This window comes from Rhodoblastus acidophilus (genome assembly GCF_025961575.1).
GTDB classification, from domain to species: domain Bacteria; phylum Pseudomonadota; class Alphaproteobacteria; order Rhizobiales; family Beijerinckiaceae; genus Rhodoblastus; species Rhodoblastus acidophilus_C.
On the sequence record NZ_JAOQNX010000020.1, the window covers coordinates 40,235 to 60,418 of the forward strand.

12 protein-coding genes, 1 tRNA gene and 1 riboswitch are annotated in these 20,184 nt (G+C 62.7%); of the genes, 4 read left to right on the top strand and 9 right to left on the bottom strand.

Features of this window, described 5'->3' with window-relative positions:
• Positions 1-99 precede the first annotated feature (99 nt).
• Both M2320_RS14710 and M2320_RS14715 read left to right on the top strand, forming a co-directional pair.
• Complete coding sequence (locus M2320_RS14710; RefSeq protein WP_264597926.1) at positions 100-1,713, top strand: AMP-binding protein; 1,614 nt, start codon at positions 100-102, stop codon at positions 1,711-1,713.
• Between the two features lie 140 nt (positions 1,714-1,853).
• Positions 1,854-2,504: a hypothetical protein gene (locus tag M2320_RS14715; protein ID WP_264597927.1), complete on the top strand. Its 651-nt coding sequence runs from the start codon at positions 1,854-1,856 to the stop codon at positions 2,502-2,504.
• Between the two features lie 95 nt (positions 2,505-2,599).
• On the opposite strand, the gene M2320_RS14720 is transcribed toward M2320_RS14715, so the two are convergent.
• The 7 genes from M2320_RS14720 to M2320_RS14750 all read right to left on the bottom strand — a co-directional run bounded on the left by M2320_RS14720 (position 2,600) and on the right by M2320_RS14750 (position 15,941).
• Positions 2,600-3,310: an adenosylcobinamide amidohydrolase gene (locus M2320_RS14720; protein ID WP_264597928.1), complete on the bottom strand. Its 711-nt coding sequence runs from the start codon at positions 3,308-3,310 to the stop codon at positions 2,600-2,602.
• Between the two features lie 2 nt (positions 3,311-3,312).
• Entirely contained in the window at positions 3,313-5,352 is a 2,040-nt protein-coding gene (locus tag M2320_RS14725) for a TonB-dependent receptor plug domain-containing protein (protein WP_264597929.1), read from the bottom strand.
• 30 nt (positions 5,353-5,382) lie between these two features.
• A riboswitch (cobalamin riboswitch) is annotated at positions 5,383-5,583 on the bottom strand.
• A 669-nt stretch (positions 5,584-6,252) separates the two neighbouring features.
• A complete protein-coding gene (locus M2320_RS14730; protein ID WP_264597930.1) occupies positions 6,253-7,746 on the bottom strand; it encodes an SEC-C metal-binding domain-containing protein in 1,494 nt (497 codons plus the stop codon).
• A 378-nt stretch (positions 7,747-8,124) separates the two neighbouring features.
• Positions 8,125-9,435, bottom strand: a complete 1,311-nt coding sequence (locus tag M2320_RS14735) for an AAA-associated domain-containing protein (protein ID WP_184426758.1) — start codon at positions 9,433-9,435, stop codon at positions 8,125-8,127.
• Between the two features lie 10 nt (positions 9,436-9,445).
• Positions 9,446-11,206, bottom strand: a complete 1,761-nt coding sequence (locus M2320_RS14740; protein WP_184426755.1) for an ABC transporter permease — start codon at positions 11,204-11,206, stop codon at positions 9,446-9,448.
• A gap of 132 nt (positions 11,207-11,338) precedes the next feature.
• On the bottom strand, positions 11,339-14,443 hold the full coding sequence (locus tag M2320_RS14745) for a helicase-related protein (RefSeq protein ID WP_264597931.1): 3,105 nt from the start codon (positions 14,441-14,443) through the stop codon (positions 11,339-11,341).
• Between the two features lie 697 nt (positions 14,444-15,140).
• A complete protein-coding gene (locus M2320_RS14750) occupies positions 15,141-15,941 on the bottom strand; it encodes a DUF3108 domain-containing protein (RefSeq protein WP_184426753.1) in 801 nt (266 codons plus the stop codon).
• 191 nt (positions 15,942-16,132) lie between these two features.
• Between M2320_RS14750 and M2320_RS14755 the strand changes: the two genes are divergently transcribed.
• Positions 16,133-16,209, top strand: a tRNA-Pro gene (locus M2320_RS14755).
• A gap of 293 nt (positions 16,210-16,502) precedes the next feature.
• Here M2320_RS14755 and M2320_RS14760 read toward each other — a convergent pair.
• Positions 16,503-17,423 carry an alpha/beta hydrolase gene (locus M2320_RS14760; RefSeq protein WP_264597932.1) on the bottom strand — a complete coding sequence of 307 codons (921 nt, stop codon included), beginning with the start codon at positions 17,421-17,423 and terminating at the stop codon, positions 16,503-16,505.
• A gap of 80 nt (positions 17,424-17,503) precedes the next feature.
• Positions 17,504-18,427: an AraC family transcriptional regulator gene (locus tag M2320_RS14765; RefSeq protein ID WP_264597933.1), complete on the bottom strand. Its 924-nt coding sequence runs from the start codon at positions 18,425-18,427 to the stop codon at positions 17,504-17,506.
• A gap of 32 nt (positions 18,428-18,459) precedes the next feature.
• Here M2320_RS14765 and M2320_RS14770 point away from each other — a divergent pair, with 32 nt between their 5' ends.
• Positions 18,460-20,175, top strand: coding sequence for a thiamine pyrophosphate-binding protein (locus M2320_RS14770; protein ID WP_264597934.1), 1,716 nt, complete (start codon positions 18,460-18,462; stop codon positions 20,173-20,175).
• Positions 20,176-20,184 lie beyond the last annotated feature (9 nt).

Here is a 20,184-nt window from a genome sequence, read left to right on the forward strand (position 1 = left end):
TTATAACACCGAACAAAGTTAAAATGTAAAAAGGTGAAGACAAAGTTTAAAGATATGGCGTACCTGCAACAGGATTCATCGTGGGGTCGAGGCGCGAACATGACCGGGACCAATGCCTATGAGGCGAACTATAGAAATTTCGCCTGGGCGATTCCGACGCATTACAACATGGGCGTCGATGTCTGCGACCGCTGGGCGGCGGCCGACCCGGACCGCCCCGCCATCATCGAGATCGACTCCGACGACGCGCCGCGCCCCTTCAGCTTCGCCGCCCTGCGCGCCGAATCGAACCGCATCGCCCTGGCCCTGCGCCGGCGCGGAATCGGGCGCGGCGACGTGGTCGCGCTGCTGCTGCCGCAGTCGCGCCATGTCGCGGCGGCGCATATCGCCATCTACAAGCTCGGCGCGATCGCGCTGCCGCTCGCCAGCCTGTTCGGCCCGGACGCGCTGGCCTATCGCCTCGCCGATTCCGGCGCTCGCGCGCTGATCTGCGACGCCCCGAACCTGCCAAAAATCCAGGAAATCCGCGCAAAACTGCCGGACCTGCAAACCGTGCTCTGCCTCGACGGCGCCGCCCCCGGCGCCGAGGATTTTTTTGCCGCGCTCGCCGCCGAATCCGAAGACTTCACCCCGGTCGACACCCTGGCCGACGACCCCGCGCTGATGATCTACACCTCGGGCACCACCGGGCTCGCCAAGGGCGCCCTGCACGCCCATCGCGTCCTGCTCGGCCACCTGCCGGGCGTGCAAATGCCCCACGACGGTTTTCCGCAGCCCGACGACCTCATGTGGACCCCCGCCGACTGGGCCTGGGCCGGCGGCCTGCTCAACGTGCTGCTGCCTTCGCTGCATTTCGGCGTCGCCGTGGTTGCCCGCCATTTCCGCAAATTCGACCCGGAAGCCGCCTTCGCCCTGATGGCCAAACACGGCATCCGCAATTCCTACATCCCGCCGACCGCGCTGCGCATGCTGCGCTCCGTCCCCCACCCGCGCGCCAAATACGGCTTTCCCCTGCGCACCGTGAACACCGGCGGCGAATCGCTCGGCGCCGAAACCTTTCACTGGGGCCGCGAGCAGCTCGGCCTCACCATCAACGAATCCTACGGCCAAACCGAGGTCAACCTCGTCCTGGCCTCCTCGGCTCTGTGGGGCGTCAACCGCGCCGGCGCCATAGGAAAACCGGTCCCCGGCCACGACACCGCGGTGATTCGCCCCGACGGCTCCGTCTGCGACGACGACGAAGTGGGCGAGATCGCCATCCGCAGCCCCAACCCGGTGATGCTGCTGAACTATTGGAAGCGCCCCGAAGCCACCGCCGAAAAATATCTGGGCGACTGGATGCTGACCGGCGACCGCGCCCGCCGCGACCGCGACGGCTACGTCTTCTTCCTCGGCCGCGACGACGACGTCATCTCCTCCGCCGGCTACCGCATCGGCCCCAACGAAATCGAGGACGGCCTGCTGCGCCATCCCGCGGTCGCCAATGCGGCGGCGGTCGGCAAGCCCGACAGCTTGCGCGGCGAAATCGTCAAGGCGTTTGTTGTGCTCAAACCCGGCTTCGCCCCGTCGCCGGAACTGGCCAAGGAAATCCAGGACCACGCCAAATCGCGGCTTTCCGCCCACGAATACCCGCGCGAGATCGAATTCGCGGCGGAACTGCCGCTGACCACCAGCGGAAAAATTATCAGGCGCATCCTGCGCGAGAAGGCGTAAGCCGCGTTTCGACAAAGCCCGCGCAGCCCTCATCCTGAGGAGCCTGCGCAGCAGGCGCGCAGCCCTCATCCTGAGGAAGCCGCGAAGCGGCTGTCTCGAAGGACGAGGGCTGCACAAGCCGCAGCGAAAAGGGGATTGCGTTGTCAACATCCGACAAACATCTGCGACGCCTGCCCGGCCTCATCGCCACCCTCGCCCTCATCGCGGCGGCATGGACGACCCCGGCCCGCGCGGGAAACCCGGACTTTCCCTATCCCCCGCCCGCCGCGCCCTATCAGCCGCAAATCCTGCCGCCGCCGCCGCCGCCGAATCTGTACAAGCCGCTGCCGCCGACCAGCCACGAGCCCGGCCCGCCGCCCGCCCTGCGCGCGCCGCGCGGCGGAGGCGGGGGCGAAGGCGGCGGAACCTATTTTCCCGGCGGCATGACCATGACGGCCACCAAAATCCTGCACGAGGACCGCGACAAGGACGTCGCGCGGTCGAATGCGGTGATCGGCCGGCCGCGTCAGGCGGTGGACCAGCTCGCCGCCTGCTGGTCGCCGCCGCTGCCGCCCAAGGGCGAGACCGTGGAGATCACCATCCGGTTTTCCTTCAACGACCGCGGCGGGGTCGTCGGCGCCCCGCGCACCACCTATGTCAAGGCGGCGGGCGCCACGCGCGACGCCGTGCGCGCGTCCATCCTCGACGCCATCAAAACCTGTTCGCCGCTGAATTTTTCCAAAAGCATGGCGGCAAGCGCGCCGGGCTATCCGATCACGGTGCGTTTCATCGGCCGCCGCGCCGACGACTGAACGGCGAAAGCCGGCGTTCCGCCCCCGAGACGAACCGCTCGATCTCGTCCGCGTGAACGCGCTCACCCGTCCCGACCCTCAGCCTCCGACGATCCTCAGACCGTCGAAGCGCCGCGCGCCCTCGCCATGTCCAAGGCCCAGGCCTCGACCCCTTCGCGGGTCGCGGCGTAAACCGCGCCGCCGATCGCCTCGCCGACCGCCGTATGCAATCCGGCGCAGGCCATCGGCTCGCCCCCGCAAGGCGCCGCGACGACGATGCAGTCGGTTCCGGTTCCGGTGATCGCCGGACCCGCCGGTGGGCGCCAGGTTTCGACAATGGCCGCCGTGCGCGCCTGCGCCGCAATGGAGATCGCCTCGACAAAAGCGCCATCCGTCAGGGGGCGGGACACATGGATCAAGGTGTTAATCGTGCCCACCAAGGCGCGAAAAGGCTTTCGCGCGCCCACGCGCTCGCCGTTCGACAATCCGACGGTGGTCAGGCAGGCCGCTTCGACATCCTCGACGCGGCTTTGGCGAAAATGATGACGGCGGATGTCGCGCGCCGTCATAAAAGCCAAAGCCTGCGGCAAGCCGATCGAGGCGAGTTTTGCGCGCAAAAAGGCGCAGGCGTCAACCTCCGGCGGCAGATCGCGGTCACGCACCTCGACCCAGACGATGTCGCGCACGATGGAAAAACCCGGGTGCAGCATCGACCAGCCGAGCGTGCGCCGGGGCGCGGAAAAGCGCGCCGTCAGAAACGGCGGCGCGCAGGAGAAGGCGAAGGGCGCGGCCTCCATGGTCGCGCCCATGGCGTTGGCGTCACACATCATCACCATTCATATTTGAGGCCGCCATAAACGGCGCGGCCCGGGACGCCATAATTGGCGATTTCCTGATAGCGGGCGTCGCTGAGGTTTTCGAGCCGGCCGATGACCGACACGCCATGATCGAGCTTGTAATTGGCGTAGATGTCGATCTTGGCGTAGGCCGGCAAAACCACCGGCGTCTGCGCATAGGTGTAATTGTTGAAGCTGACGTCGGGATTGGGGCCAACGAACGTCACCCGTCCCTCGACTTCGAGGTTCGGCGCGCCGGTATAGATCAAGGAGGCCGCGCCCATGTTGTGCGGACGGCGCGCGATGACTCCGCCCGTGATCAGATTGCGCGCGTCCATATTGGTGTAGGACAGACGCGCCCGCCACGCGTCCGGCGCCAGCACCGCTTCTGCGGAAAACTCCAACCCCTGGATTCGCGCCCGACCGACATTGTAGTAGCAGCCGCCCAGCAGCGTTTGCGAGGCCGTGCAGCTCGGCGCGTAGCCGTAATTGATCAGATTCTTGTAGTCGCTGTTGAAATAGGTCGCCGAAAACGTCAGCCTGTCGCCGAACAGTTTTTGGTCAAGGCCGAAGTCGTAGCCAAAATTCTGCTCCGGTTGCAGGTTCGGATTCCCGTAGACGCTGTAGAGCTGGTAGAGCGACGCCGCCTTGGCCCCTGTGCCGGCGGTGGCGCGCAGCTTTGTGCCGGTTTCCTCCAGCCGATAGGCCGCGGTCGTGCGCCAGGTTTCAAAAACCTGGAGGCCGCCGACGGCGTCCATGCGTCCTCCCCAGGTGATGTCCAACCGGTCGAGCAGGGTGAACTGGTGCTGGGCGTAGAGCGAATTGGTGACCTGCCGGGCGGATTGGGTGACGAGACTGGGACCGCCCGGCTCCGCCTGGCTGGTGTTGGTCATGGTTTCCGTCTCGCTCTTGGCGCCGAAGGTGAGCAAGCCATAGGCGCCAAGTTTGAGATCGCCCTGGTACTCGGCGCCATAGCGCGCGCCCTGAAAACCGTTCTTGCAATTGCCCGGAAACGCCAGCGTGCAGAGATATTCGGTTTGCCAAACGTCGCGGCGCGTGTCGTTGGCGAACAGGGTCAGGCGGCTGTGCAGCGTCTTGCCGAAGGCGTCGTCGTCCACGCGGACAAAACCCTGGCCGAAGGTGCTGAGCAGCCGGTTGAAGCCGCCAAAGACGTCGGCGGGAACGGTGGCGCCGGGATTGTCGAAGGGCGCCCCGAGGCTGAAGCCGTTGAGGCCGCCGGTGATGGCGAGGTCTTCATCGACGCGATAGCTGATCTGCGCCGAGGCGCCGGCCTTGTTGGTCGGCTCGGACACGTCCGGCGCCGGTCCCGGCAAAATGCCGAAGCCGTAGCTCAGGGGACCGTTGATCCGGTAGCCGTAGCGCGCCGGCGCATTGATGTGGAGCCCGTCGAGCGCGAACGACCACGACCATTGATCGACCGCGCCCGTTTCCTGGACCCGGCTGTGGACCATGCCATAGCTTCCGCCTTCAACCAGAACCGAGCCGTGCGGCGCGCCTTCGCCGCGCTTGGTGATGATGTTGATGACGCCGCCCATGGCGTCGGACCCGTAAAGCGCCGATTGCGGGCCGCGCAGCACTTCGATGCGGTCGATATTGCCGGCCGAAAAAATGCTGAGATCGACTCCGCCGTTTGTTGTGCTCGGATCGTTGATACGAATGCCGTCGATCAAAACAAGCGTTTGGCCAGACGTCGCGCCGCGCAGCGAGACGGACGACAAAGTCCCGACGCCGCCGGATGAATAAATATTGAGTCCGGGCGTACCGCGCAAAACATCGTCCAGGCCGGTCGATCCGCGCCGTTCGACCTCTTGCGAGGGGATGACGGTGATCGCGCTGGCCGATTGCGAAACGGGCTGTTCCGTGCGCGTGGCGGTCACGTCAATATCGCCGAGCGCCTGGAACTGGACCGGCTCTTGGGCCTGTTGCGCCTGAGCATTGGCGAGTTGAAGCAGAATAGAAATCATCGAGCCGCCGGCCAGCAAGGCCGAGCGACGCTTGGAGAGCGTAGCCATGGGTCCTCCTGCCGTCCCACCGACGGCGTTGGGTTGTCATGCGCATCGGCCGGTCTCCTGGCTCGCGACCCGTCTTTTTCCGCCTTCCCAGAAGCCTGGCTTCCAGTGGCCTGATGGAAAAAGGAAAGTCGCTTACAGTTGCGGGGGCAGCTGCGGATTTGGAATTTCTTCCTCACCGCATTCCCGTTTCACCCTGGGTTTCCCCAAGGCACCGATGACGTTTTGTTCATAAGCAGCGTTCGCGAACCATGCAAGGGCCAAGTTCAGGGCGGCAGCGCCGAGGCCTCGGGAGCGCCTCCCTTCTCCCCTTGCGGGAGAAGGTGGCGCGCATAAGCGCGCCGGATGAGGGGTTCGTGCCTGACCAATCGCTGAGTTTGGGGGCGTCGCCTGGCGGACGACATTTTTGTTGTCGCGCGCATGGAGATCAAAGAGCGCGAAACGCGATTTTTGCAAAAAGTGAAAACCGCAAAAACCGGCGAATCCGTCAATTTGTCAAAATAATGTTCATGTTTTGTTTTCACGTGAAACATCGGTGAGGGCGGGCTCCATGCAAAACCCTTTGAAACAAGGGTTTTTTGAGCGCCAAGCCGCCAAGGGAGGCGCCCGGCGAGCGGCCACAGCCAGCGTCGGCGTCCGCACAACCGACAACGTGCAGACCCGAAAATCGCGTGTTTTTCGTCAAAAAACGCGCGATTCTTTCACAAATTCATCAGTTTTGCGCGATTTTTCGCGTTAACGATTCAACTCTGGATTGAGATTTTCGGAAAAATCCCCTCTCAGGTCGTTAAAGCGGCGCCAAAGAAAGACCACAACGCTTCGAGCAGATTTGTCGGCCAGCGTATGGACGCCAAGGCCTCCAAACAGGCGGCTGCAAAAGCCCTCCTTTTGCAAAGTGGACGTCTACGTCTGAACGCCGAAGAGACAATGGCATTTTTTAGATTTCTTACCTGATCCACAAGGGCACGGGTCATTGCGTCCAATTTTTAGATTCTTGGCCCTTTTCCCGTGGATGGGAAAATTGTAGACGGTCTTTATCTGGCTCTTTAAATTTTTGGACTCGAAAAAACGAAAGTGTTTGTTGTTTTCGTTATAATGTTCACGCTGTTCGTCTGACCAGTCGGCGCAATTAAGCAAGATAAAATCTTCTGAATTAAACTTCGCGAACTTTGGGGCGTCGATCGCAATGCCGACCACCTTCGATAGGTGAGAAAATTTGTTTCGTGCGACGCCGCAGGCAATTTCGAGAATTGCCCGTCGCTTTGGTCTATATTGGCTCTCATAATCATCATCGCCTATATATCTTAACTGCAAAAATACATACGGCGTATTTCTAGAGAACGACGGCATAACGCATATGTGGCGGGTCATTATTTCCTGACTGTCAGGAAAATTGTTGATCGCGTTGCGCATCGCTTTGGCAAGTTCTCTCCGCATAAAGCGCGGTTCCTTTGCCATTTCAAAGATCGCGCTTTGAGACTCGAATACGCCTGCATCGCCGAGAAGCGTGCCATCAAGAGCGTTCTGGGCGGTTCTCTGTAACAGTTCGTCCCAAAGGTAAGAGTCCTTGTCAGCTTCTTTCTTCCGTTTATATGCGTCTGATGCGATGAAATCATTCCATTCACCCTCACCAATCATAACAAAATTATATGAATTATCCTTTGTTCCAATAAAATGCTCCTTCTTCTTTTTGTCAAAATTTAAATAATAATGAGCAAGCAGGTCCTCCTCGCCTACATATGAAAGGGACTCTATTCTTTCAATTGCTGCTTCTTTGGCTCTTATATAACTCATAAAATCATAAAAGGTATCAAGCTCACCAAGAATTATATCAACCGTATGACTATCAAGGAGATGGGCCGGTTCCGATTTATCGAGCTCAATGACAAATGGAATTTGTGGCAAATTATTAGATTCGTCTTTGGCGTCTCTGTAAATTATAGCTAAGCTGCCGGAAACATTGTCTTCTGAAAAATTTTTGCAGGCTTCGCTGGCTCCATGAGCAACGATGATCGTATGGACCTCTAAGTCTCCTTCCGGGAGCTTCACCGGAAAAGGGACGGTGCAGCTTGCGTCAAGGTATATCTGGTTTCTATTTTTTAGAATGTGATTACGAGCTTTTTTTGCGCTTCTTATTTGCTTCGTGACAGCTTCTTTCCTCCAACGCTCCCAGGCAAGAAGAAAGTTGTCGACCTCGCCCATCAAAGCTTTGGTCTCTCGATCAAAAAATAAGAACACATGGTTCTCGAATACGGCAATAAGATCGCACAACTCTTTTCCGCGCTCTCGAAAAGGGTTGGGGTAGCTCCATAATTTTAGAAACGTACGGTCGCAAAGCTTCGAAAGGTATTGCTCAGTCGACGTCACGCCGACAGATTTTGAAATTTTTTCCGGCAAGATGAAGGCCTCGAAAAACGTCCGTAAGCTGACGTTATAGTTTTGGTCAATCTCTGCAAGAGCCTGGTTGCCGTGTTGCGGAGTTTTATCGTCTCCAGGCGTTGCGACCCTACTCTGCGATCTCGGTCTCCTCTATTGACGATCCAAGGCCGTAGGGAACTCGGGAGGCGGAGTTGAACCTTTCAAAGCTCCCCGCGCGTGACCTTTTGGGCGGCGTGGATTACATCGCTTCCGGTTCAGCAGGCGAGGACGAATTCGCTATCGACTTTGGATACAAAGCCTAGCGGCAGGTCCTGGCTGATGACAAGGCGGTCAGCTGCCCGATCAGGAAAGGCCGCATCGGGCCAATTCCGCCTGCGTCTAATGTCCGCCGCCCCCTCACTCCCCGCCCGGATTCTCCAAACTAAACGTCTGCGACCCCTCGTCGAAGGCAAAAAGCTCGCCGTAGCGCCCCCAGGTAATCACACCCTTCAATGTGACCTCAGCGCGCTCCTCGGACATATAATCCTCCAGCTCGCTCTGGAACCGCGTCGCCGGCGCGGTATGCGAACGGCGCTCGTCCAGCACCTGCCGGATGCGCGCGGCCAGCGGCACATAAGCCAGCACATGGTCGCCGAACTGCTTCTTGCGCGCGTCGACTTCAGCGTCGGAAAATTTCATCCCGGCATAGGTCAGCCGAATATCGCCCTCCGCCACTTCGGCGAAGCGCAGCAATTGCAGGGTTTCCGCGACCGGAAAAAGATCGTCGATCTCCATGTTCAAACTGTCGGCGAGCGCGGGCAGGTCGGCCTTGCCATTATAGGGCGGCGCCGCGATCTCCTCCATCATGCCGGCGAGCGTGTTGGTGGAGACATGCGGCAGCGCCATGCCCAGCCCCAGGCCGGGAAACACCCCCTCGCGCTCCGGCGCGGCGCGCTTGGTCATCAGCGCGTAAATCCGGTCGACCATCTGCCGGAATTCCGGGTCGAGCCGGTTGCGCGGATGCGGAAAATCGACCTTGATCTCGGCGGCGATCCGCCCCGGATTCGACGACAGCACGACAATGCGGTCGCACATCAAGACCGCTTCCTCGATATTGTGGGTGACCATCAAAATGCTGTTGGTCGGCATCCGCCCTTCGACCCAGAGGTCGAGCAGATCGGTGCGCAGCGTCTCGGCGGTCAGCACGTCGAGCGCCGAAAACGGCTCGTCCATCAGCAGAATATTCGGCTCGACCACCAGACCGCGCGCAAACCCGACGCGCTGCCGCATCCCGCCGGAAAGCTCCTTCGGAAAGGCGGATTCAAACCCGTCGAGGCCGATCGTGTCGATGGCGGCCAGCGCCCGGCGCCGCGCCTGCTCGGCGGGCACCCCCTTGGTGCGCAGCCCGATCTCCACATTGTCGAGCACCGACAGCCAGGGGAACAAAGCAAAGGACTGGAACACCATGGCCACGCCCTGCACCGGACCATGCACGGGCGCGCCGAGATAGGAGACGTCCCCCTTCGACGGCGTCACCAGCCCGGCGACAATGCGCAGCAGCGTGGACTTGCCGCAGCCGGAGCGGCCGAGCAGGCCGACGATCTCGCCGGATTGCAGCGTCAGCGAGACATTGTCGAGCACCAGCGAATCGCGCTCGCCCGACCCCTTGGTGAACGTCTGGCTGACATTTTTGAGAACGAGCAGGGCGCCTTCGGGACGGTCGAGCATGCGAACCTCATCAATTCAGGCGAAGCCTGCGTTCGCCCCAGGCGAACAGCGGCCGCCACAGCAGGCGGTTGAACAGGATGACGAAAATCGACATGACGGCGACGCCGAGCACGATTTTGGGATAATCGCCGGCTTCGGTGGCCTGGGCGATATAGGCGCCGATTCCATGCGCCGCGACCTTGTCGTCGCCCCATTTCACATATTCGGCGACAATGGCCGCGTTCCACGACCCACCCGAAGCCGTCAGCGCCCCCGTGACATAATAGGGGAACACGCCGGGCAGAATGACATCCTTCCACCAGATTCGCCCCTTGATGCCGTAATTCACCACGGCCTCGCGCAAATCATTGGGAAAGGCCATCGCCCCGCCGATGACGTTGAACACGATGTACCATTGCGTCCCGAAAATGATCAGGCCGGAGAGCCAGATGTCCGGGTTGAGCGAGAACTGCACCACCAGCACGACGGCGATGGGAAACACCACGTTCGCCGGAAACGCCGCCAGAAACTGCGCCAGCGGCTGAATCTTTTCCGCAAGCCGCGGCCTCAGGCCGATGTAAATGGCGACAGGAACCCAGAACAGGCTGGCGAGCACGATCAGCAGGAAAACCCGGATCATCGTGTAAGTGGTGAAGACCACGGTCTCCCTAAGGTCGGCGGCCGTCAGCTTTTGCGAAACGAAGGCATAGACCTGGTCGAGGCAATAGGCGACCATTGCGCCGATCAGCACGAACCAGACGAGGTCGAAGGCGCGCGAAAGCGCCAGCCGCGACCGCAACACCCGCTTGGTCACGCGATGCGGCTCGCCGCCGAATCCGGGAAAGGCGAAGTCCAGCCGCAGCAAGGCGATGCTCGACAGAATGCGCGCCGGAATGGCGATCAGGCCGCGCAAAAACCGGGTGCGCAGAAAAATCTGCCGAACCCAGCTCTCCTCCTGCACCTGCCCCGCCGACAATTCGACCCGGAATTTCGCGGCAAAGGCGACGATCGGCCGGAACAGCAGCTGGTCGTAAGCGAGAATCACCACGATCACGGCGACCACGGCGGCGAACACCGCGTCGATGCGCTTGGCGTCAATGGCGAGCGCCAGATAGGAGCCGATGCCCGGCAGCTTGATCGTGGTGTCGCCCACCGAAATGGCTTCGGAGGCGACGACGAAGAACCAGCCGCCCGACATGGACATCATCATGTTCCAGATCAGCGCCGGCATGGCGAAGGGGGCCTCGAGCTGCCAGAATTTCTGCCAGGGCGAGAAATGATAGCCAACCGCCACTTCCTCGAGATCGCGCGGCACGGTGCGCAGCGACTGGTAGAAGGAAAACGCCATATTCCAGGCCTGGCTGGTGAAAATGGCGAAAATCGCGGCCAGCTCCGCCCCGAGCGTCGAGCCGGGGAACAGGCCGAGGAAGAAGGTGACGGTGAACGACAGGAAGCCGAGGATCGGCACGGACTGCAGCACGTCGAGCAGCGGAATCAGCACCATTTCGGCGCGGCGGCTTTTCGCCGCGATGGTCGCGTAAACAAAAGTGAACAGCAGCGAGGCGGCCATGGCCGCCGACATGCGCAAAGTGGTGCGCAGCGCATAATAGGGCAGGTTGCTGTAATCGAGCGACAGGTCGGCGGTGACGGGCGCGGTGAGCGGCGCGGTCATGCCCAGCGAGCCCTTCGCCACCGCGACGAACACGGCGATCACCAAAGCCAGCGAGACGAGGTCCCATTGATTGGGCAGGGCGCGGCGCCCCAGCGAGGCGAACGCGACGAAGCGTGACATCGAGATCGCTCCACCGGGCTGAAAATGAACGAAGGCGTGACGGCGACAGCCGCACACCTTCGTTGCAGGACGATGACTACAGAATTAAGACGGCGCCCCTCAACCGAAGATGAACGCCTTGCGCCAGAACGCTTATTTCTGGCCCTTGGCTTCCAGCTCCGCCTTGAGCGCCGCCAGTTTGGCGAAGGGCGAATCCGGATCGGCCTTCTTTTCGCGCGGCGGGCGTTTTTCGGCTTGCTGCGGACGGTCGCCGGGTTTTGAATCCTCGCGACGCTTGCCGTCGAACTTGCCCTCGAACCGGCGCTTGCCCTCGAAGCGCGGCTTGCCGCCTTCGGGACGATCTCGGCGCGGCGCGCCTTCGCCCTGCGCCGGAGCTTCGGTCCCTTCCGCGCGCCTGCCCTGACCACCATGACGCGGACCGCCGCCATGGCGACGCTGCTGCTCGCCGCCGGGACGGCGGCCATGGTGGTGCTGGCGATGCGGCTTCCAAACCTCGATCAGAACGGGCTCGGCGGGTTCTTCGACGACGGCTTCGGCCTCGTGCGGAGCCTCGGCGGCGGCTTCCACAGCCGGCTCCTCGGCCGCAGCCTCCTCGACCGGAGCCGGTTCGGCGGGCGCCTCGACCGGCGCTTCCGCCTCAACCGTCGCCTCGGCCGCAGGCGCCTCGGCTTCCGTGGTCTCAGCCGGCGCTTCTTCCGTGACGGCTTCCGTCGTTTCGGTCGTTTCGGTCGCTTCCGCCGCGGCGGCCTTCACCGGCTCGGTGCTGGCTTTGGGCAGCAGCGCGACGGTGATCGCCGGACCCGGACGCTGTTCGCTGGCATAGCCGAGCGACTTCAAAATCCCCGCAAAAGCCTCGCCGGAGCAGCCGGCGAGCGAGGTCATGGCGACGGTGACGACAAATCCGTCGCCATCGGCGGCGCCGGCCGGCGGCTCGCCGGGGGTGACGCCGGGGCGATAGGCGATGGCCGGACGGATCAGATCGGCGAGCCGCTCCAAAATATCGACGCGCACGGCGCGCTCGCCGCACACACGAAAACCGGCGGCGCGATAGAGGCCGCGATTGATCTGCTGATCGGCGGCGAAGGAGGTGCGGCCGGAGGAGGCGAGATGCGCGACCTCGTCAATGCCCTTCACGGTCTCCAGCCCGCCATGCTGCAAAGCCCAGAGCTGCGCCGCCAGCGCGCGCGGCGCCGGCTTCAGCAGCGCCGGCAGATACAGATGATAGGCGCCAAAGCGGACGCCGAATTTGCGCAAGGAGGCGCGCGCCTCCTGCGAAATGCTCTTCATTTCCTCGGCGACGCGCGAACGCTCGAGCACGCCGAGCGCCTCGCCGATCTGGAAGGCGATGCCGCGCGCCACGCCCTCGAGCCCGTCGCCGATTTCGAGATCTTCCAGCGGACCCAGCAGTTTCTTCACATGCTGCGCCAGCCAGAGGTCGAGCCGCGCCTGCACCTGCTCCAGCTGCGCCCCGCTCAAAAGCTCGTCGGCGATCAGTTTCACGCGGGGTTTCAGCAGATGGTCGCCGGTGGTGATGCGGCCCACGGGTTCGCCGAGCCAGCGGATCAGCCCGTCATTGGCGAGCACGAAGGCGTCGTCGACGGCCTCATGCACGCGGCGCGCGCGCGCCTCGATCTCGGTGGACAGGGCTTTTTGCGCGGCGGCGTTCAAGGTTTTCGCCTGGTCGCCTCCGGCCGAAGGGTCTGGCGTGAAACAGAATCCCAATAGGGAGCCGACATGGTGCCCCTCGACCATGACCTGACCCGTCGCGGTGATTTCGGCTTCCAACATGGCGTTCTCTCTCAGGCGGCGCATCAGGACGCTGGCGCGCCGATCGACAAATCTTTGGGTCAGGCGCGCATGAAGGGCGTCGGACAGATTGTCCTCTACCTGACGAGCGACGCCCTGCCAATGCTCTGGATCGTTCAGCCAATCATTTCGATTGGCGATGAAGGCGCAGGTGCGGACAATGCTGATCCGCGCGGACAGCGCGTCAATGTCGCCGTCGACCCGGTCGGCGGAGGCGATTTGCCTGGAAATCCAGTCGTCTGGAATGCGCCCGGCGCGCACGACATAGCCGAAAACACTGAGACACAGGTCGGCGTGGGCCGCCGGAGAGGTTTTTCGATAATCGGGAATCTGGCAGACGTCCCAAAGCCGTTCGATGTCGGCGCGCGTCTTGGCGTGGCGACGAACTGTCGCATCCCGCATCGCCGCTTCCAGCGCCAATTGATCGTCCGCCATGGGCGCGCGGGTCAGCCCAGGCTGGTCCGGCAGCAGGTCGAGCGAGGCCGACAGGCTTTCCAGCGACGAGAAGTCCAGATTGGCATTGCGCCATTGCAAGAGTGTGACGGGATCGAAGGCATGGGCCTCGATCATCCCCGCCAACTCCTCGTCGAGCGGCGGGCAGCGCCCGGTCGAGCCAAAAGTGCCGTCGCGTGTGTGGCGCCCGGCGCGCCCGGCGATCTGGCCGAATTCGGCGGGATTGAGCCGGCGGAACTGATAGCCGTCGAATTTGCGGTCGGAAGCGAAGGCGACGTGATCGACGTCGAGATTCAACCCCATGCCGATCGCGTCGGTGGCGACGATATAGTCGACCTCGCCATTCTGATAGAGGTCGATCTGGGCGTTGCGGGTGCGCGGGCTCAGCGCGCCCAACACCACGGCGGCGCCGCCCTTGGTGCGCCGCAGCCATTCGGCGATGGCGTAAACATCTTCAGCTCGAAAAGTGACGATGGCGCTACGCCGCGGCAGCCGCGCGATTTTCCGATCGCCGGCGAACAGGAGCTGGGAAAAGCGCGGACGCGACTGGACGCCGATCCCCGGCAAAAGCTGCTCCAGCACCGGCTGCATGGTCCCGGCGCCGATGAGAAGGGTCTCCTCCGTCCCGCGCCGGTTCAGGATGCGATCCGTAAACACATGGCCGCGATCGAAGGAGGCGGCGAGCTGGATTTCGTCGATGGCGACGAACGGGAGTTTGAGGTCGCGCGGCATGGCCTCGACGGTCGAGACCCAGTAGCGGGGATGGCGCGGCTTGATCTTTTCCTCGCCGGTGACCAGCGCCACGGCCTCGACCCCCGCCTTGGCGACCACGCGGTTGTAAACCTCGCGGGCGAGCAGGCGCAGCGGCAGGCCGATCATGCCGGCCTTGTGGCTCAGCATGCGCTCGATGGCGAAATGGGTCTTGCCGGTATTGGTCGGGCCAAGAATCGCCGAAACCACGGCGGGAGCGTTTTTCAACGGCAAACCTCCGCCCGCCGGGCGTCCAACGCGGAACGAGGAAGACGGCGCGAACGCAACGCGCGGCGCCCTGAAGCAAGCCACAAAGCCATTGCCCTCTGGATGGACCGAAGCCGCGCCGAATGCAAGCGCGAGAACAGCGCGCCGCCGGGCGCGCGCAATCGCCTGAAAAGCCGGGATTTCCGCGGACTGCGACAATTTGCGCCAGTTTGGAAACGGCGCGGCTTGCGATGGATCAATCCCCCGCCGGCGCCCCGCCCCTATAAACGTTTTCGTGACTTCACGTCGCAGATGCCCACTTTCATGGGCGTTTCCTCCCTGACTTGGACCGCTCCGCCCGGGCGGTCCCTTTTCTTTTCAGGGCCTTTTTTCGCCACCACCCTCTGGTTGAACTTTTAGCGAACGAATCGCGGTCGAATCGATGACCCTGCGGGAGTCGTGGTTTGTTCACCCAATATGTTGTGAGTTTCGGCGGCCTCAACCCCAGATCATGAATCAACCCGCCCAAGGCGCCCAAGCCGGCGCACCCACCGAACGGACTCCGAAAGCGTCTTTTGTCAACGGCTTAGGCAAGGTGTTGCGCGCGACTTCCTTCTCCCCTTGCGGGAGAAGGTGGATCGGCGCGAAGCGCCGAGACGGATGAGGGGTTCGTCCCGACCAAGCGCTCGATTCGCAACGCCGCCAAGAGGCGCAGCACTCACGGCGTCGCGCGCAATTCCGCGGCCTCGACCACGATCCGGCCGACCTGGGTCATCAGCGACACGCGATAGGGAATCACCACATGGGTGCGGCCGACCGGGGCCAGCCAGACTTCCATGTCGCGGTTCTGCGCCATGAACTGCGTTCCCCGGGCGGTGGTCTTGTGTCCGGCGATCGGCGTGTAGCGCGCGGCGCAGACGGTGACCGGCCCGCTATAGCCTTTTTCGTGGACCTCGCGCGTCTCGACATAGGAGAGCGACACGTCGAAGCGCGTATAGCCGTCAAAGACGGGCACATGCGCCCGGCAGGCGCTGGGGCCGACCGGATTGGCGTTGGGCGGAACCGGCAGCAGGAAAGCGGAGAGCGGATCGAGGATGTCGCGCCGGTGCGCATCGGTCAGCGGCACGTGGTCGGGGCTCTTGTCCTCTTCCCAGAACGGCGAATATTGCACCTGCCGCACCGTCCCGGAGGCGAGCGCCATGCGCAAAGTGCGGGTCTCGCTGGAATTGGAGGCGGTGGTCGCATAGGTCAGCGGCGCCGGCGCGCCGCCCTGCACCGCGCCGGTCGAGGCCAGCGCCATGCGCAGATTGGAGATCAGGCTGGCGACGCCGGTGAGCTTCACATTGAGGTCGACGCGATAATGCTTGTCGTCGATGGTGCTCGAGGCGTCCGCGGCGCCGATGGGCAGGCCGATCAGCGAGACGCGATAATGGGCATGCACATTTTCCGCCTGGGCGACGCTGGCGATCAGGCCCAGCGAGAGCCCGAACAGGAGCGGCTTGGGGGAGGCGATGGGCATGCGAGGCGGGTCCTGGGCGGCGGAACTGAGCTGATTCGTGCGGAATGTTAGTTAACATAATGGCGCAGCCGTGACGTTTGAAAAAACTTGAGCCTTTGCGTGAGGAAAGCTGTTTCCCCTCTTGCCCGCTTCGCGACTCATGGCTATAAGGCGGGCCTCCAGGGCGTGACGGCCAAGGCCGTTGCAAATGTCGGAGTGTAGCGCAGCCTGGTAGCGCACCTCGTTCGGGACGAGGGGGTCGGAGGTTCGAATCCTCTCACTCCGACCATTTTTTCTTGAAAATCCAAAGGTTTGAAAAAGTCGCCTGCGGGCGGCTTTTTGCTTTCGGAATGAAACTCCGCTCAATCATTCCGCCGCGACCTTGAGCTTCGGCTGCTTGGCTCGAGCCTTGCGAATACCGGACATGTCATCCGGGGGATGATGCGCATGGACCCTCTCGAAAGTCTCCATGGTCAAGCCCGCGAACTTGCAGCGATGGCGAAAATTGCAGTCGTGAAAACTTGAAACGAGCCGACAGGATCGCGGTTTGCCGGCTCGTTCACGTCGTCCAGCCTGGATCCTTTAGCGGGCGGGGCAGAGATGCGCCGTGAACCAGGCAAGCGCCTCGGACGAGGCGGCTTCGAACTGGTCCACATATGGAGCGAAATGTCCGCCCGAGATCATCCGCAAGCGTTTCGGTTCAGTCGCTCGGTTGTACGCGGCCAGGGCCAAGTCCGTAGGGGTAACGTCATCCTTGTCGGCCACGATCATCAGCAGGGGTGTCGGTCCGATTCTATCGATAACCATTCCGGGTTCGTACTCGCTGGCAAGCTCCAATGAGCGGACGGTCACAGCATTGCGCCAAGTCGGGGCGACCACGGCGGCAGAGGTCCAGAACGAGACTGCGTCGGGGCCGTTGTAGATGCCCGGGGCCGCCTCCGTTGGTATGACGTGACGCATTTCAGGTTTTTCTCCCGCCAAGCGCGCGGCGCGATCCCGGGCGAAATCCGCGCGGACAGAGGCGACGGCGCCGGGCGGGACGCGGCGCAGGAAAGTCTGCAATCCGCTGATGGTCGGCACTTGAGCAACGACGCATTTTACACGCCGGTCTTGTCCGCCCAGCAAGATGACGTGGCCCCCGCTGTAGCTCGTTCCCCACAGGCCGATGCCTTCCGAATTTATTTCTGGCTGCATACGAAGCCAGGTCACGGCTTCGCGCATGTCGGCGACCTGCTGCAAGGGATCGATCTCGCCTCGGATATCGCCGCCGCTGTGTCCGAAATTCCGATGGTCATAGAGCAGCACGGCAAAGCCGGCTTGCGCGAACCTCTCGGCAAAACGGTCAATATAAAGGTCTTTGACGCATGAAAACCCATGCGTCATCACGATTGCCGGGCTGCGCTTGGGTTCAGCGGCGGATAAGCTTGGTTTATACAGCCAGCCGGCCAAGGTCACGCCGTTGACGGTAAAGGTGATATCATCACGGGTATATTTCTCTGCCATGACCGCGCTCCATTCAGCGACACGAATGCAACGACGATAAAGCCGGAAATCCGCGTCTGCGCCGTCAGGCAGGACAATGTCTACGTCGAATCGGACATGACGTATCGACTGGGAGGCTGGCCGGTGAAACGGCGAAACATCGCCGCGAAGGCGCCGGGCGTGTCATAGCCAAGATCGGCTGCGATGACGCCGATCGGCGCGCCCGCAGCGATGCGTGGCAATGCGAGAACCACGCGGGCTTGTTGCCGCCAGTGTTGGAAGGACAGACCGGTTTCCTCGGCAAACAGGCGCGCCAAGGTTCGTGCTGATGCGCCTGTGATCTTTCCCCATTCCGCCAGCGTCCGATTATTGTCGGGGCGCAGCAAAAGCGCCGTGCAAACCCGGGTCAGGCGAGGGTCGCGTCCGATGGGCAGGCGCCAAGGGGCATCGGTCTCCCAGTCTAATTCCATCAGAATCAGGGTCATGATCAGGCCGTCTCGCCCGTCCGCCGGGTAGTCTTCAGGGATAGAAACGGCTCTGACCAGCAGTTCCCGCAACAGCGCCGATATGCTCACGACAGTTGGCTGCGCCGGGAACGTTGTCGGAATTTTCTCTGGATGGACGAAGACGGTTCGAAGCTCGACCGTACCCATCGCGCGCAAACTATGGACGAGATGAGGCGGCATCCACAGGGCGCGTTGCGGAGGAATGATCCACAAGTCGCTGCCAGCGGACATTTCCATGACGCCCGACACGGCATAGACGATTTGGCCGCGTTCATGTCGGTGGGGAAGTACGATGGTCCCATTTTCATAGGTTCGCGTCAGCGCCCTTACCGGTGGGCCAGCGAGTTCGCCTTGGACCGTTTGCGGTTGGTACAACGTCATGTCGAGTTTTCCGTGGCGCCCACGTGAATAGCAGAAGACGCGGCAGGTCGAGAATGCGATGCCTTCAAGCTTTGACGGTTGCGTATCGGCCGGGCCTTCACCGCATTGTTGCTGGAGGCGCCCCCGGCTTTTTGCCATGATCGCGCCCAATGCGACGAGAGGGGCGAGCCATGACCACTGGCGCCGACTTCATTCTGAACGCCCTGGTCCAGGAAGGCCTGACACATCTCTTCATGGTGCCGGGCGGGCTGGTCGATCCGTTCCTGCCCGCGCTGGCGCGCCAGCCGAAACTGCAGCCGATCGTCGCCGCCCATGAGGCCGGCGCCGCTTATATGGCGGACGGCTACGCCCGCGCGACGGGCCGTTTCGGGGTTGCGCTCGGCATTGGCGGGCCCGGCCTGTGCAATATGGCGACGGCGGTCGCCGCGGCCAAAACCGACGCCTCGCCGGTCCTGGTGCTGAGCGGCGAAATCCCGACCGACATGGAGGGGCTCGGCGAATTCCAGGACGCCAGTCAGGCGACCCTCGACGACACCGCGGTGATGAAGCCGCTCACGCGCCTGTCCGCGACGGTGGCGAGCGCGCGCTGTCTCGATCACTGGCTGCGCCGCGCTCTGACCGCCATGTGGACGCAGCCCCAGGGCCCGGCGCATCTGTCGGTGACGCGCGACGCCATGACATCAGCCTGTGCGGCGGACTACAAACCGGTTTCCCCTTATTTCGACGCGTTTTCCCCCCTGAGCCGGCCCGCGGCCCTGGCCGCCCTGAAACTCTTGGAGACCGGGCCCAAAATCGCCTTCCTCGCCGGCGCCGGCGTCGAGCACGACGACGCGGCGGGCGCGCTAAAAACGGTCGCCGAGCGCTGGTCGATCCCCGTCGCCACCACGCTGCGCGCCAAGGGCGTGTTCCCGGAAGACCACGACCTGTCGCTCGGCGTGTTCGGCTATGCGGGCGCCCGCCACGCGACCGCCGCCATTTTGAACGATCCGGCGGACGTGCTGGTCGTGCTCGGCTCCGGTTTCAATGAGCGCGACACCATGCACTGGACCCTGGACGGAAGCGCGCAAAAACCCCTCATCATTCATGTCAACACTGACATGGAGATTCTGGCGGCTCATGGCGTCGCCGGCCATATCGCGCCCGGCGATTGCCATGCCTTCCTCAATTTGATGCAGGAGCGCGCGTCCGCGCTCGACGCTGCGCTGGCGGCGGGCGCGCCGCAGCGGCGGGCGTGGCTCGCCAACATCAAGGCGGCGCCGCGCCTTTACGACATCGAAAACTGCGCGAGTCCAGCAAAACCCCTACATCCCGCAACCGCAATCGCGGCCCTTCGCAAAATTTTTCCGCGCGACGGCGTCGTGCTGATCGATTCCGGCGCCCACCGCGCCTTTGCCGGGCATTATTGGCGATCCTACATGCCGCGCACCTACATCTCCGCCACCAATCTGGGCCCCATGGGCTGGGCGATTCCCGCCAGCGTCGGCGTGCAATGCGCGCGCCCCGACCGCCGCGTCGCCGTGCTCACCGGCGACGGCTGCATGCTGATGCACGGCATGGAGGTGCAGACGGCGGCGCGCTACAACCTTCCCATCCTCTTTGTCGTGCTCAACAACAGCGCTTTGGGAAACGTCTGGCTGCGCGCCCATGAACTGGGCGAACTGCCCGCGGAACTCACCAGCCTTCCCGACCACGACTGGGCGGGATTCGCCCGATCGCTTGGCGCGCGAGGCTACACGGTCACCGACCCTTCAGCCTTGGAGGAGACGATTCGCCAGGCGCTGGCGGCAAAAACAACGGCGCTCATCGACATCAAAACCGCCAAAAATTGTCCGACGCCGGTCTATGATTTCAACGCCGGCGCAAAATCCTGGTCCTATCACGAATAAGGACTCGCC

Bases quoted from the DNA above. Each gene is read 5' to 3' on its own strand.
- M2320_RS14710 (WP_264597926.1), top strand. From the start codon at position 100: ATGACCGGGACCAATGCCTATGAGGCGAACTATAGAAATTTCGCCTGG.
- M2320_RS14720 (WP_264597928.1), bottom strand. From the start codon at position 3,310: ATGTGTGACGCCAACGCCATGGGCGCGACCATGGAGGCCGCGCCCTTC.
- M2320_RS14725 (WP_264597929.1), bottom strand. From the start codon at position 5,352: ATGGCTACGCTCTCCAAGCGTCGCTCGGCCTTGCTGGCCGGCGGCTCG.
- M2320_RS14735 (WP_184426758.1), bottom strand. From the start codon at position 9,435: ATGCTCGACCGTCCCGAAGGCGCCCTGCTCGTTCTCAAAAATGTCAGC.
- M2320_RS14740 (WP_184426755.1), bottom strand. From the start codon at position 11,206: ATGTCACGCTTCGTCGCGTTCGCCTCGCTGGGGCGCCGCGCCCTGCCC.
- M2320_RS14750 (WP_184426753.1), bottom strand. From the start codon at position 15,941: ATGCCCATCGCCTCCCCCAAGCCGCTCCTGTTCGGGCTCTCGCTGGGC.
- M2320_RS14760 (WP_264597932.1), bottom strand. From the start codon at position 17,423: ATGGCAGAGAAATATACCCGTGATGATATCACCTTTACCGTCAACGGC.
- M2320_RS14765 (WP_264597933.1), bottom strand. From the start codon at position 18,427: ATGGCAAAAAGCCGGGGGCGCCTCCAGCAACAATGCGGTGAAGGCCCG.
- M2320_RS14770 (WP_264597934.1), top strand. From the start codon at position 18,460: ATGACCACTGGCGCCGACTTCATTCTGAACGCCCTGGTCCAGGAAGGC.